The 13,830-nt window shown below is 49.7% G+C and carries 10 protein-coding genes and 2 pseudogenes; 8 read left to right on the top strand and 4 right to left on the bottom strand.

What is annotated here, in order from left to right:
• Positions 1-41: 41 nt before the first annotated feature.
• The gene (locus DESTI_RS14820) at positions 42-1,457 is read right to left on the bottom strand and encodes a tetratricopeptide repeat protein (RefSeq protein ID WP_014810785.1); all 1,416 of its coding nucleotides are present in this window, start codon (positions 1,455-1,457) and stop codon (positions 42-44) included.
• Between the two features lie 238 nt (positions 1,458-1,695).
• On the opposite strand from DESTI_RS14820, the gene DESTI_RS14825 reads away from it, so the two are divergent.
• The 5 genes and pseudogenes from DESTI_RS14825 to DESTI_RS14845 form a co-directional block, all read left to right on the top strand.
• A complete protein-coding gene (locus DESTI_RS14825; RefSeq protein ID WP_014810786.1) occupies positions 1,696-2,679 on the top strand; it encodes an ABC transporter ATP-binding protein in 984 nt (327 codons plus the stop codon).
• Positions 2,676-3,446: an ABC transporter permease subunit gene (locus tag DESTI_RS14830; protein ID WP_014810787.1), complete on the top strand. Its 771-nt coding sequence runs from the start codon at positions 2,676-2,678 to the stop codon at positions 3,444-3,446. The genes DESTI_RS14825 and DESTI_RS14830 overlap by 4 nt, the downstream gene beginning before the upstream one ends.
• Positions 3,447-3,449: 3 nt before the next feature.
• A complete protein-coding gene (locus DESTI_RS14835; protein ID WP_014810788.1) occupies positions 3,450-4,925 on the top strand; it encodes a GldG family protein in 1,476 nt (491 codons plus the stop codon).
• Positions 4,926-5,064: 139 nt separating this feature from the next.
• Entirely contained in the window at positions 5,065-6,519 is a 1,455-nt protein-coding gene (locus DESTI_RS14840) for a DUF4340 domain-containing protein (protein ID WP_014810789.1), read from the top strand.
• A gap of 350 nt (positions 6,520-6,869) precedes the next feature.
• Positions 6,870-7,802, top strand: a pseudogene (locus DESTI_RS14845) (IS701 family transposase); the annotation flags it as partial.
• A gap of 146 nt (positions 7,803-7,948) precedes the next feature.
• Here the strand turns inward: DESTI_RS14845 and DESTI_RS30785 are convergent.
• Positions 7,949-8,431 carry a hypothetical protein gene (locus DESTI_RS30785; protein WP_041286224.1) on the bottom strand — a complete coding sequence of 161 codons (483 nt, stop codon included), beginning with the start codon at positions 8,429-8,431 and terminating at the stop codon, positions 7,949-7,951.
• Positions 8,432-8,466: 35 nt separating this feature from the next.
• Between DESTI_RS30785 and DESTI_RS30790 the strand changes: the two genes are divergently transcribed.
• Both DESTI_RS30790 and DESTI_RS14860 read left to right on the top strand, forming a co-directional pair.
• Positions 8,467-9,306 carry an IS4 family transposase gene (locus DESTI_RS30790; RefSeq protein ID WP_041286225.1) on the top strand — a complete coding sequence of 280 codons (840 nt, stop codon included), beginning with the start codon at positions 8,467-8,469 and terminating at the stop codon, positions 9,304-9,306.
• 14 nt (positions 9,307-9,320) lie between these two features.
• Positions 9,321-9,758 (top strand): annotated as a pseudogene (locus DESTI_RS14860) (IS701 family transposase); the annotation flags it as partial.
• Positions 9,759-9,927: 169 nt separating this feature from the next.
• Here DESTI_RS14860 and nifS read toward each other — a convergent pair.
• Both nifS and nifU read right to left on the bottom strand, forming a co-directional pair.
• Complete coding sequence (nifS, locus tag DESTI_RS14865) at positions 9,928-11,118, bottom strand: cysteine desulfurase NifS (RefSeq protein WP_014810791.1); 1,191 nt, start codon at positions 11,116-11,118, stop codon at positions 9,928-9,930.
• The gene (gene nifU / locus DESTI_RS14870; RefSeq protein ID WP_014810792.1) at positions 11,115-11,960 is read right to left on the bottom strand and encodes a Fe-S cluster assembly protein NifU; all 846 of its coding nucleotides are present in this window, start codon (positions 11,958-11,960) and stop codon (positions 11,115-11,117) included. Before nifU ends, nifS begins: the two co-directional genes overlap by 4 nt.
• Positions 11,961-12,282: 322 nt before the next feature.
• On the opposite strand from nifU, the gene DESTI_RS14875 reads away from it, so the two are divergent.
• On the top strand, positions 12,283-13,791 hold the full coding sequence (locus DESTI_RS14875) for a carboxypeptidase M32 (RefSeq protein WP_014810793.1): 1,509 nt from the start codon (positions 12,283-12,285) through the stop codon (positions 13,789-13,791).
• Positions 13,792-13,830: the final 39 nt, after the last annotated feature.

Consider the following 13,830-nt stretch of genomic DNA (forward strand, 5'->3'; position numbering starts at 1 on the left):
AGTCAATGTCTCTTGCGATCGCACTTTTCCCTGAAACGCCGCTATCCCTGTTTTTCCTTCTTTTTTTGTGAAGCTGATTCTTTTTTATCATCAGTAGCGGAAGTCTTTTGTTTAGCTTTTGCAAGATTATCCTGAATTACTTTATTCGTCGGCACGAGCTTGGCTGCTTTTGTCAATAACACCGCTTCCTGTTTGTGGTCGCCTTTCTTACCTAAAATAACTGCGTAATCATTGTACGCTAACGCAAGATCGTTTTTTATTTCAGCGCTTGAGGGCAATACATGCATGGCTTTCTGCAGCATACGTATTTCTTCATCATGCTTGCCCATTTCACCCAATCTAAGGCCTTCGTTATGATACACAGCGGCCAGGTTAGACTGAACCGTCTTATCGTTTGGGTCTACTTTTATGGCTTTTTCCAGCAATTCCAAAGCCTTTCCAGAGAATCCGAGTTTTGCTTCAGAAACAGCTTTTTCTACCAGCAGGTTACATAGATTCGATTTCGTAGACTGATTACCTGCATCGAGGCGCAAAGACGATTCCAAAAGCGCAATGCGGTCTGCCGGCTTCAGACTGGAGCTTTCGGATACTGCATAATTGTTGTACGCCGCTGCAAGATTCGATTTTGTAACCGCATCGTTTGGAAGCAGATCCAAAGATTCCTTGAGTAGAGCGATTTGGGCTGTAACGTCGCCCTCCTTCCCCTTGAAGACGGCGAGATTCGATAAAGCCCTCGCCAGACTTTCAATGATTGGAGGATCCTTAGGAGAAAGTTTCAGAGCTGACTTGAGCAAATCCACCTCTTCCTGATGTGCACCTTTTTGCCCCTTTTCCAAAGCAAGGTTGTAATATGCAACAGCGAGATTCTTCTTGATCTTCGGGTTTGTCGGATCCAGTGAACTGGCTCGCTCCAACTGGTCGACTTCTTGCTGATGACTGCCGCTTTTCCCTTTAACTACACCGGAATTGTTGACCAGAGTAGCCAATATCTTCTTGGCCGCAGTATTTTCGGGTTCCAATTGGGAAACCTTCTTCAGAGCCTCTATTCTATCATCAACCTCGATTTTTCCCGGTGGAGCCGATGCAGCCTGCAACGCAATTTGCACGAAATTCGCCTTCATATCTTTATCTTCCGGAGCCAGGTCCACCGCGCGGGAAAGCGCTGCAAGAGAGTCTTTCAGATTTGTCTCGCGATATAACTTGAGCCCGAGATTATTGTACGCCACTGCCAACACACCGCGATATTTCGTGTTCTGCGGGTCTAGTTGGACAGCCTTTTCGAGTGACTCTATCGATTCGGGTATGCTGTCTCTGGAAAGCAAATGGCTGCCGTGGAAAAATGCATTTTCCGCCTGTATCTGGTCAAAACGCTCGTCTCCCCATGTGATACCGGGGAGAGAAAGCGCGATCGCTGCAAAAAGGGCTGCAATAACTCTGGTTGTATGCTGCGGGATCATCCACGCCCTCTCTCACGTTTGTTCGAGAATTTCGTCAAAAATCACCATATCATGCTAGGACATGCTGGTCAATTGTTAACGTATTTCCTGCGTATGAGAGCTAACTTATTGATCGAATAATTGAATATGAATTATTGAATGCGATTCGGTAAGAGCGGAACATACCATCCGGACTCTTGACAAATACTCTTATCCGAGTAAAAGAAAGCTCTTGACAGTAAGCTGAGGAGGATAGCCAATGATTGAAGTGGAAGGCCTCACGAAATATTATGGAAGTTTTACAGCCATAAAGGACGTGAATTTTCGCGTAGAATCCGGTGAGATTGTAGGTTTTCTCGGACCGAATGGTGCCGGCAAAACCACAACTATGAGGATTCTCACCTGTTTTTCACCTGCTTCGGCAGGAGTAGCGCGTATTCTAGGGATGGACACGCGAGACGAATCGTTAAAAATTCGTGAGAAAATCGGTTATCTCCCGGAGAATGTTCCGCTTTATGAATGGATGCGCGTTAAGAACTATCTCCGGTTTGTTGCACAGGCGAAGCATATTCCCAGTGGGGAAAGATCCAAGGAAATCAGTCGAGTTGCAGAGTCTGTGGGCCTGGAACAGGTCATGGGCAAGCTGATCAGATCGCTTTCCAAAGGTTACAAACAGCGAGTCGGATTAGCCCAGGCATTGATGGGCAATCCGCCGATACTGATACTCGATGAGCCGACAATCGGGCTCGACCCAAAGCAGATTCGAGAGATCCGGCAGCTCATCAAGGGTTTTTCGCAAAATCGTACGGTGATTCTCTCCACGCACATACTGCCGGAAGTGAGTCAGGTTTGCGACCGTGTCGTGATCATTAACAAGGGATCTATTGTTGCCGAGGACACTCCTGCGAATCTCATGCGAACTCACGGCAAATACTCACGTGCCCAGGTAACTGTTAGAGCCGGTGAAGCGGAAGCAATTTCAGTGCTCTCGCGAGTTTCCGGAGTTCGTTCGGTTTCGGCTTCGACGTCCCTCAATGGTGAGTCCAGCCTGCTGGTCGAAGCTGCTCCGGAGATGGATGTCAGACCGGCCTTGGCCAGAGCCGTTTTCGAGAGCGGGTGGGACCTGCTGGAACTGAAGAGCCTTCAGGTCAGCTTGGAGGACGTGTTTATCGATCTTATTACCGAGGAGACGGAAGACCAGGACTCTTCAGACGATAACGACCGCAAGGAGGCTGCTGTATGACCGGTTTAGCTGCAGTTTTCCGAAAAGAAATGGCGGGTTACTTCACTTCACCCGTTGCTTACTGGGTAATTGCCTGTTTCCTTGTTATCTGCGGCTTCTTCTTCTGGGCCAATATATCGTTTATGAGCCTGGTGAGTCTTCAGGCTATGAATAATCCCATGATTGCGGAGCGCATCAATCTCACCGACGTGGTCGTGCGGCCTTTGCTGCAGAATATGGGCATTGTGTTGCTTTTTGTAATTCCGCTGCTGACGATGCGGGTGTTCTCGGAGGAGAAGAAGTCCGGTTCGATAGAATTACTGCTCACCTACCCTATTTCCGATCCTGCAGTCGTTCTCGGGAAATACTTCGCCAGCACTCTCTTGTTGCTGATCATGCTCGCAGCGACATGGCCTTCAATGCTTCTCCTGTTCGGAATCGGCGAACCGGATCCGGGGTCCATGTTTGCCGGGTATTTGGGCCTTTTTTTCATGGGAGCTGCTTTCATCGCCCTCGGGGTCTTCGTGTCCTCACTCACGGAAAATCAGATCATCTCCGCATCACTGACGTTCGGATCTGCACTGCTCTTCTGGATACTCAGTTGGACTTCGACGATTCTCGGCGAACCCTGGGGGGCATTGACGAAACAATTATCGATCCTGGAGCATTTGGATTCATTCTATAAAGGGTTAATCTCGCTTCCGGATGTGACCTTCTTTGCTCTCTTCACGGCGTTCTTTCTCTTTCTCACCCTGCGATCTTTAGAAACATATAGGTGGAGGGGATAAAGTATGGCGATCAACTCTCGAAGCAAACTACTCCTGGGCGGCGGGACCGTTGCGGGTGTTTTCATTTTTTTGGCAATTGTCGCGGCCATACAATATATCGCTATTCAGAATCCGAAACGATGGGATCTGACCAAAACAGGAAAACATACGCTTGCACCCCAAAGCAAGCAGCTCATGGATACACTCAAAGAAAAAAAGATCCCGGTGGACGTTTTGGTTTTCTATGAATCCAAAGATAGTGGAACAAGAGAAGCAACCAAAGATCTGCTCGATCAGTACAAGGATGTGTATTCCGAATTTCATTACAGCTTTCACGATCCGGACAGAGACAGGACTCTCGCTCTGCAAAACAGCATAGACACCTACCCTACCATGGTGCTCAAGATCGGAGGGAAAGACGAGCGAGTCAACTCAATGAATGAGGAAAGCATCACGAACGCCATTTCCCGACTCCTGAGAACAGAGACGAAAAAGATTTATCTCCTGAAGGGGCATGGCGAGCTTTCCCCTGAATCCGATGAAGTCGATGGATTCAAGGCGGCAAAAACGCAAATAGAAAAACAAAACTACAAGGTTGAAGATCTGGTTTTGCTCCAGGCTCCCGGCGTACCGGAGGATGCAGCAGCAGTAATCGTTGCAGGTCCCAAGACCGACCCCATGGACTCGGAATTCCAGGCGCTTCGTCAGTACCTTGAGCGCGGCGGTCATTTGCTGGTTCTTCTTACGCCCTTCAAGACGCCAAAATTAGCCAATTTCTTGAAGAACTATGGATTTGTCACCGAAGAGGACATTGTGGTGGATCGTATGAGCCGAGCCCTCGGTGGCGATTATCTTATGCCGGTCATAACCACGTATATAAAGCATCAGATCACAAAGAACTTTACGCTTGCGTCGTTTTTCCCGGAAGTGCGGTCCGTGGTTGCCTCACGCGATTTCAAACAGGGAGTGGAGGTGCAGGAGCTGGCTCTCACAAGTGACGTGTCCTGGACGATAAATGAAGAACAGCTCAAGTCCGGCAATGCAAACTTTGATGAAAAGACCGGTAAGAAAGGCCCCATATCCGTTATGGCCGTGTCGACATACACTCCCCCTCAAGGAAAACCCGATCAGACCAAAGCCGCAGATATAGAAAAGGAAAAAGAATTTTCGGACGAGCCCCCGGACAAGAAAACTGAAGAAGAAACCGCAAAGAAACCGGTCAAGTCGAGGATCGTGGTGTTCGGCAGTTCTCTGGTGGCAGCCAACAAGTTTTTCAAACTCCAGGGTAACCCGGATCTCTTCATGAATTCGGTCTCATGGCTGGCAGAGGATGAAAACCTGATCGCGATACGACCGAAATCGACCAAAGCAACCCCCATAGTTCTCACATCGAGCGAGTCCTGGGCGGTATTTGCGATTCCGCTGTTATTCGTGCCGCTCATCTGGATCGTAATCGGGGTGGTGGTGTTCGTTTATCGGAAGAGAGCGGTTCCGGCATAAACTGTAACCACCGATCCGGCAGCCTGAGGAGACCTGTATTCCTCCTATGCATGTTGGTGCTGCTTTCACGATTCGAAGAGGTCTTTTCGGGTCCTGAGATCAAGACTTTACTCTGAAACTCCCTGAATGAGGAATTCTGATGAAGTTACGGAATCTTGCGATATATGCTGTAATTTTGGCCGCATTGGCTGCTTACGTGTATTTCGTGGAAATCAAGTATAAGACGGAAAAACAACAACAGGAAGATCAAGCGGCAAAGCTGATCCATCTCGATAAAGACAAGATAGTCCGCATTGAACTTAAATCTCCGGACCAGGTCATCGAGCTGAAGAAACCCGGAGATTCCTGGGTGCTTTCGGCTCCTGTCAAAACAGCGGGGGATCAGTTCGCAATCGGCGCGCTCGTGCAATCGGCGCTCGATGCCAAACCCGAAAGAGTGATTTCGGAAAAAGATGTGAAATGGGAGGAATACGGTCTGGAAAAGCCGGAATTCATCCTGACACTCGAAACGCCCGAAAAGAAAGCGCAAATAGATTTCGGAGCCGGTAATCCGTCCAAGAGCTCGTTTTACGCCCGAGTGGAAGGCCAGCCGAAATTGTTGCTGGTAGCCGACACTCTTAAGAACAGCCTCAACAAGAAAGTCTTCGACCTGAGGGAAAAATCGATCTTTTCCATTGCTCCAAACGATGTCGACCGCGTCGTGATATCCAAGGAAGGACAGACAATTGAACTGGAGCGGGAATCGCCCGACAAGTGGAATTTGACGAAGCCTGAGAAATTCAAAGCAAAGCTGTCGGTAATGGAATCAGGATTGAACAGCATCACTGCACTGAAAGCAAAGGACATTATCGACGAACCGAACACAGATGGAGACACGTACGGATTTGAAAATCCCCAGGAGACGATTCATCTCTCCGGGGCCAAATTGGCTCAAACCCTCATTGTAGGCAAGCCCAAGCAAGATCCGAAGGAGTCTCAGGCTCCCGGGTCAACCTCCGTGTACGCCAAATTGAAAGATCAGCCTATGATCTATGTGATCGAAGAGCGAGCACTGAAGAGCCTGAAAACCGATCCGAAAGATCTCAGGGATCGCTCTGTGATGGCGTTGAATCCATCGGACATCGAGAAGATAGAAGTCGCTGTGGACGGCAAGACATGGCTGCTGGTGCAAAAGGATAAGAAATGGTCCATGGAGCAACCGGAAAAGAAAGAAAACCTGGACTCCTGGGTTGTAAGCGGACTCTTGTGGGCTTTGAAAGACCTTGAGTGGAAGTCCACGCTACCCTCGACAGATCCCGCGGCAACTCTCCTGGAGAAACCGCAGCTTGTCGCATCCTTCTACCGGAAGAACGAAAAAGATCCCATCGTATTCAAAGCGGCCTGGGAAGAGTCAAAAAGCACGCCAGAGAATAAGCCCGATGAGAAAAAGGGCGAAGCCGCAGCAGCACAACCGGATACCGGTGACATTAAGACTCCCGAAACCGTAAACGTTTCCGTATCGCCTTCTCCGGAACAGAACACCATATTCAAAATAGACGGCGGTTTTATCGATCGTATGAGGGGCGACCTGCTGCGTATAAGTGAGAAGAAATAATTCGGGCAAGCAAGACTATACTTTTCTGCGCCTTCTTTACAGTAATTTCCAAAATTAATGTCCGATTCAGAAAAAAAAGTATTGGTGGGTGCCGGCCTCCGTGCCGGCACATCTCCAATATAATCAATGATATTACCATAATGGACCGGCAGAGACGCCGGTCCCTACCAATATCCTATAATTCACCAGCGGGATAAACGACAGAATTTTTTGGCAATGACTATATAAGGATCTATAGTTTCGCCCTTTTTGTATTCTGGACGGTTAGATGGTGAGATAATCCTTGAAAAAATAAGGCGTTCCGCACATACCCGGTTTTGTGTAAAGATTCTGGGAAGGAGGAACGCCAGTTGAAGAGATCTATACCAGATCCGTTCGGGATTGACGAGATTCATTTCAGAGCGTGTTTCAGCGCACCGAGTTTCCGTATCTTCGTTGCGCTGGTGGTCGGTTGGGTGCTCACTATGGGCAAGCACACTATCAGCCAGGTGATTCTGACCATGAGACTCCATGAATCCAAGCACTTCGCCAGCATCTACCGATTCCTCGGCAAGGGACGATGGGAGACTGACTTTGTCTCCTATTTCGTCTTCAGAATGTTGGTAGAAACGCTGATTGCAGAAGGGATCGAGATCCTTGTGGTGATTGACGACACCTTGAACAAGCACACTGGCAAGAAGATCTGTGGCGCGGGCTGGCAGCATGATGGTTCACTCCCAAAGCATACTAAGCAAAAGGGGTATGGAGTGTGCTTTGTCATCATAGGACTGGCGATTCGCCTTCCCGGCATCAGCGATCGCATGTTTTGTCTGCCATACGCTGCCCGCCTTTGGTGGCCGCCAAAGGCCAAGTTTAATCCCAAGAGCCTGCCCTACAAGACAAAACCCGAACTTGGATTGGATCTTATAAATCTGACTCATTCATGGCTCCAAGAGGGAGAAAGACTGAGAATTGTGTTCGACCTGGGATACTGCTGCGATACCATCCTCAAAGCACGACCCAAGAATGTGCACATTACAGGGAGGCTGAGAAAGGATGCAGCTTTGTTCGCTGTGCTGGAACCTGCTCCATTTACAGTGATGGGCAGACCTCGCAAGAGAGGCGCTCGACTGCCCTCCCTGGAAACGATGTTCCAGGACCCCAATCTGGGGTGGAATGAGATTAGGGTCTTCTGCTATGGAAAACAAACTAAGCTCCTGATACATCAGTTCACGGCGCTATGGTATCATAGCGCAGGGCAACAGCCTCTTTCGATCGTGTTGTGCCATGACCCGGCCGGCCACCCAATGCTGTTGAATTAAGGAAAGGGTTCTTGATTTTTCACGTTTAACCTCCGAGAATTCAGAAGGAATTGTGTTGACATGCGGGTAGTTACGCGCGATAAATTCTTTCAAAACAAGCTGCTGAAAGGATTTTATTATGGCACGCATTATGCTTTGAAGAACCATGCCAACTTAGCGCGTACGCTGAAAAATTTCTTCACATTATTCCCGGACAAATCGACCCTTCCAAGAAACGCTCGCCTCAGGACTTTACTCGAAACAGAAAACTCGCCTTTGGAAAGCTTATCACCTTCATCTTGTCCATTGCCGCCAGTGGAAAGGGTAAAGGAGTGGACATGAAATCCGGTGAATTCTTTCGACATGCCAGAATTCTTGGCCTTTGGCCTGACGCCGAGGCGATCCATCGAAGCGCGCTCACCAAGGCGCGCAAAAAGGTGGATTGGAGGATCTTTCGGCAAATACTCGATGATGCGGTTGGTCTGGCTTATGAGTGTTGGCCTAAGAGCCCGAAGGACGAGTGGCATGGTATGTCCACTCATGCGATAGATGGCTCCGACTATACGCTTCCAGCCGCCGATGAGCTCAGGGCCGAGTTTGATCCTGAGAGCGGACTTGGGCAAGGCGGGCAAAGGACATTATCCTCAGTGCCTTGTATGCACGCTCTATGGCGTTCTTCAGACGTCTGCCCATCGCAAGAACTGTGGTCCCGGTGAATTCTTCGGAGCGGGACCAAGCCAAACATCTCCTGCCCCTCGTGCCTGAGGGAAGTGTCTTGCTCCTGGATCGAGGTTACCCAGGATATGAATTTCTCAGCTACCTTTTGGACAAGTTCAAAGGCTATTTCGTGATACGTTGCCCCGCAACGTCCACCTTCGCCACAGTAAAGGAATTCATTCGGAGCGGGAAGAGCGAAGCCGAAATCGTGATTCCTCCGACATCGAACTATCTCAGCCAGGTGACGGCTGAACAACGAAAGGCCGCCAAGCCCATCAGAGTGAGAGTCATCAGACTGTCCAATCCTGACGGAACCCTCTCGGTTCTCCTGACGAATCTTTACGACAAGGTGGAGTTTCCGAGACAGGAGATCACTGACCTCTATTTCAGGCGATGGGAAATCGAGAGCTATTTCCGGGATGAAAAGATTGGGCTCGAAATCGAAAAATTTCATGGCAAAACCTGCAACAGCGTCCTGCAAGAACTCTTTGCAGCTGCGATCATGGCTGTGATCTCAAGAACTCTCATGGCCATTTCCACCCAGTTACTCGGTGGAGAGCTCGGAGAACCTCAGTTCAAGAATGCGGTCATGACGCTCGCGTCTGAAGCCGCCGTGCTCGCCGCAGACGATCCTGAAAGAGCCATCGAAATCTTTCAGGATATTCTCAAAGAAATCTATCGTGTCAAATACTATCGACCAAACAGTCAGCGACCACCCCAACCAAGGGTGAACAAGCAAAGCAAAAACAAATGGCTTTACCGCAGGTACAAAAATGTCCCCGCAGCTTAAGTCAACAGCATTGGGCCGGCCACCATGCCAATATGGTGTTTTTCGATACGGACCCTCAGGCTGCACCACAGCAGATTATCGAGCGCTACGCTGCACGCTTTAGCATTGAGATGACCAATCGAGAGACCAAGAACCTCCTGGGTGCGGCTGAACCTCAGTGTCGGAAAGAGACCTCGGTAACCCGTGCCCCTATGTTTGCTTACTGGGCCTACTGCTTTGTAGTGCTTTGGTTCGTTGGGCAATTCGTCACTGCAAAGAACCTCGTTGCCGACCCGGCTCCCTGGTACTGCCGGAAAAAGTCGTTCACCTTTTCAGACATGCTGGCAGCAGCTCGAAGGAGTCATTTCTCGCTGAGAATTTATTCGAAAGCCAGCCGAATCAATAAGTTCGAAAAACTCAACGGCCCGCGCTCCACGCGCGGACTCGACCATGCAAGAATCGCGAAACTATAGATATAAGGATTCTTGAGTCCCAGAGGGACGGCTGATTCATAAGATTCCCGGCAATGAATTACCGCGCTATTTCCTTTTGTCCCTCCGGGACAAAGAATTGGGACAAAGTGAGCGCATATAGAGTTTCGGGGAGGAACTTCCTATAAGAAGTTCCTCCCCGATTTTGCTTTTACTGAACGGTGCAGATGGCGTTCAGCGCTTCCTGGCCGAATGGAGAAATCGACCTCAGGAATTCTATAATCGGGGGTAATTCGGTAAGAACGAAATCGATTTCCTCGTCGGTATTGTACCTGGACAGCGAAAAGCGAATCGATCCATGAACCGACGTGAACGGCACTCCCATTGCACGCAGCACATGGGACGGCTCCAAAGATCCCGAAGTACAGGCCGAACCGGAAGAAGCACAGATTCCTTTTTCATCCATTCTCATGAGAATGGCTTCACCTTCCACGTATTCAAAACCGATATTAAGCGTATTGGGAAGCCTTTCTTCAATATGGCCGTTTATACGGCATGAGGGGACCTTTTCCAGGAGTGCCTGTTGAAGCCGATCTCTCATGGCCATCACACGGGTGTTTTCATCCTCGAAGTTGTTGGCAGCCAGCGCGGCAGCCGCCCCAAGACCTATAATGCTTGGAACGTTTTCCGTTCCCCCGCGGCGGTCCGATTCCTGGTGCCCGCCAACCACGAAAGGCGAGAACCTGGTGCCTTTCTTGATGTACAAAGCCCCTATACCTTTTGGGGCATGAAGCTTGTGACCGGACAACGACAGAAAATCGATATTCAGTTCTGAGAGGTTTATCGGAATCTTGCCAACTGCCTGGACGGCGTCGGTATGCATGAGCGCCCCATGTTCTTGAGCTATCTCGCCAATCTCGTTGACCGGGAATAGTACCCCTGTTTCGTTATTGGCCCACATAACCGATACTATTGCCGTATTGTCGGTGATCCTGTCACGGACTTCGTTCATATCCAACCGGCCGTCCTTGTCCACAGCCAGCCATCGGACGGTAAAACCTTGGGTTCGTGCGAGATGTTTGCACAGATTCAAGACAGCAGGATGTTCAACTCGAGTGGTGACAATTTCCCGTCGTCCGGGATTGGTCGCAAGTGCGCTCAAAATTGCGGTCGAATCGGACTCCGTTCCACCGGAAGTAAAGACAATCTCCTGAGGAGTCGCGCCGAGAAGCGTCGCCAGAGCTGCTCGAGCTGCCCTGATCTCACGTGCTACACCACCTCCGAAGGAATGCATACTGGACGGATTCCCATATCGCTCCACGAAAAAAGGCTTTATGGCCTCAAAAACCTCCGGAGCCACCATTGTTGTGGCATTGTTGTCCAGGTAGACCGCTTGCTTCATTCTGCGACCTCCTCTACGAAGAGATCCGGATGGACCAACTCCTTCAGTTTGGATTCAATACCGCCTTTTGTCAGTGCCGAACTGGGGCAGGATCTGCATAATCCTCTGAGTGCCACGAATACCTTGTTCCCATCGAGGTCTACCAACTCCACATCTCCGCCATCCTGCTGCAGCATGGGCCGGATTTCTTTTTCGATAACTTCCTGGATCTTGGCAATTTTCTGCAGGTTCGTCATCCTGGGAGCTGCTTTTTCCGTTTTTGCCGCCTGCTTTCGCTCTCCCCGTACTTGTTGGATAATGGCTTCAATTTTGTCATGGCACAGTCCGCATCCGCCACCGGCTTTCGTATAGTTTGTCACTTGCTCTATGGTGGTAAGGTTGTTATCTCGAACTTCACGCATGATCTGCTCGTCAGTAACGCCGAAGCATTCACATACGAGTTGGCCTTCTTCGTGTTCCCGAGGCGCCGGTTCGCCTCTGTAACAGGCTACAGCCGCATGAAAAGCGTCTTTGCCCATTACGGAGCAGTGCATTTTTTCTACGGGAAGCCCGCCAAGGTAATCTGCTATATCCTGATTCGTTATATCAAGCGCTTCATCGACAGTCTTACCTTTGACCATTTCCGTAAGCGCGCTGCTGGATGCTATGGCGCTTCCACAGCCGAATGTTTGAAATCGTGCGTCAACTATCTTGTCCGTGTCAGGATCGATTTTCAAATACAGTTTCAGCATGTCTCCACACGCGAGAGACCCTACTTCACCAACTGCATTTGCATCCTGGAGTTCTCCGATGTTTCTCGGATTAAAAAAGTGATCTTTAACTTTATCGCTGTATTCCCACATGGAAACACCTCTCATTTCTGGCTTTACACGCAACTCGAAAATATCAGACACCCGTAAGTACTTCAAGGGTTCCTATGGAATATAATCCTCAAGTAACACTCTCGAAAGTCCCGTATGGAAGTAAATGTGCAAGACATTGGTCCGAAGTCTTCTACCTTGAGAGCGAATGTTCTACCGATGTTCGAAGAGGCACTGTCAGTCGGACTCAATCTAGTATATTTTGTCAGTGGCAGCTCACAATTCATGGAGATCCGAAAACTAATTGGAGCCTAACAGCTCTTAACTTTCTAGGGTGAATTTTGCGTATCAGAAGAGGGTGAATATGAATGCACAAGAAGCATATGAAAAACTTGCCGCCCGGAGCAAAGAACTAACGCATCTCGGGTCTGCAGTGGCTGTTCTGGGCTGGGATCAAAGGACTCAAATCCCATACAAAGGGCACCACACTCGGGCGCAGGTTCTTGCCACCATGGCGGGAATTGCCCACTCCAAGGCTACAGACCCGGCTATCGGCGAATGGCTTTCCGCATTGGACGGATCTGAGTTCACGAAGGATTCTGTCTCCATTGAAGCAGTCAATTACCGTGAATGGAAGCGCTCGTTCAAACGTGCGGTCAAGATTCCACACGAGCTTGCGGTGGAACTGGCTCGGGCTACCGCTGAAGGCCAAAGCGTCTGGGAACGAGCCCGGCCGGGGAATGACTGGAGCACGTTCGCTCCATACCTGGAGCATATCGTATCACTCAAACGTGAAGAAGCAGAGGCACTTGGATACGAGAATGAGCCCTACGACACGCTTCTGGATGCATATGAAAGGGCCGAGACGGCAAGCAACCTGGAACCGATCTTTCGCAAGCTGAATGAAGCCCTCGTCAAGCTGCTGGACCGCGTTGCTGGAAGCTCCAGAAAACCCGATCCTTCCCTCAAACGGGGGAACTTTCCCGTCCAATTGCAGGAACGGTTTGCGCTCGACGTGGCCCGGCAACTCGGATACGACCTGGAAGCAGGACGCTTGGATATTTCCGCGCATCCCTTTACCACTGGAATCGGTCCGGGAGATGTCAGGATTACCACCCGATATGACGAGAATTATTTCAATGAATCGTTTTTCGCGGTAATTCACGAAACCGGACACGCCCTGTATCACCAGGGTCTACCTCTGGAACATTGGGGCACCCCGTTTTGCCGCCCGATTTCATTGGGCGTCAATGAATCCCAATCAAGAATGTGGGAAAACCTTGTGGCTCGATCGAAAGAGTTCTGGTCTCACTTTTATCCTGAAGCGCAAAACCGCTTTCAGGCACTTTCCAATGTCTCTCTCGATGATTTCTACTTTTCCGTAAACGAGGTCGAGCCGAGCCTTATACGGGTGGAAGCAGACGAAGTAACATACAACCTGCACATCCTGCTCAGGTTTGAGCTGGAAGTACTGCTCCTTCGTAAAGACCTGGAGGTTCTCGATCTCCCCGATGCCTGGAACACCAAGACAAAAGCGTATCTGAAACTGATGCCCCCGGACTACGCTTCCGGAGTAATGCAGGACGTGCACTGGTCATCCGGGTCCATCGGCTACTTTCCCACATATACTCTCGGTAATCTCTATGCGTCCCAATTCTTCGCCCAAGCCAATAAAGACCTCGGAAACGTGACAGAACAAATACGCCACGGAGAATTTGCCCCCCTGCTGGGGTGGCTCCGCGAGAAAATCCATTCCCAAGGAACAAGATACCTCCCCCGCGATCTCGTAAGAACCGTGACGGGCAACGACCTCGACCCAACCTATTTCATCAACTACCTCGAACAAAAATACTCGGAATTATACAAGATCTAACTCCAATCGATATTAAAACCAGTAAGATATGGGGAACCT

This window comes from Desulfomonile tiedjei DSM 6799, assembly GCF_000266945.1.
Taxonomy (GTDB): Bacteria; Desulfobacterota; Desulfomonilia; order Desulfomonilales; family Desulfomonilaceae; genus Desulfomonile; species Desulfomonile tiedjei.

Excerpts from the sequence above, each read along its gene's own strand:
- DESTI_RS14820 (WP_014810785.1), bottom strand. The coding sequence starts at position 1,457 with ATGATCCCGCAGCATACAACCAGAGTTATTGCAGCCCTTTTTGCAGCG.
- DESTI_RS14825 (WP_014810786.1), top strand. The coding sequence starts at position 1,696 with ATGATTGAAGTGGAAGGCCTCACGAAATATTATGGAAGTTTTACAGCC.
- DESTI_RS14830 (WP_014810787.1), top strand. The coding sequence starts at position 2,676 with ATGACCGGTTTAGCTGCAGTTTTCCGAAAAGAAATGGCGGGTTACTTC.
- DESTI_RS14835 (WP_014810788.1), top strand. The coding sequence starts at position 3,450 with ATGGCGATCAACTCTCGAAGCAAACTACTCCTGGGCGGCGGGACCGTT.
- DESTI_RS14840 (WP_014810789.1), top strand. The coding sequence starts at position 5,065 with ATGAAGTTACGGAATCTTGCGATATATGCTGTAATTTTGGCCGCATTG.
- DESTI_RS30790 (WP_041286225.1), top strand. The coding sequence starts at position 8,467 with ATGGCGTTCTTCAGACGTCTGCCCATCGCAAGAACTGTGGTCCCGGTG.
- nifS (WP_014810791.1), bottom strand. The coding sequence starts at position 11,118 with ATGAAGCAAGCGGTCTACCTGGACAACAATGCCACAACAATGGTGGCT.
- nifU (WP_014810792.1), bottom strand. The coding sequence starts at position 11,960 with ATGTGGGAATACAGCGATAAAGTTAAAGATCACTTTTTTAATCCGAGA.
- DESTI_RS14875 (WP_014810793.1), top strand. The coding sequence starts at position 12,283 with ATGAATGCACAAGAAGCATATGAAAAACTTGCCGCCCGGAGCAAAGAA.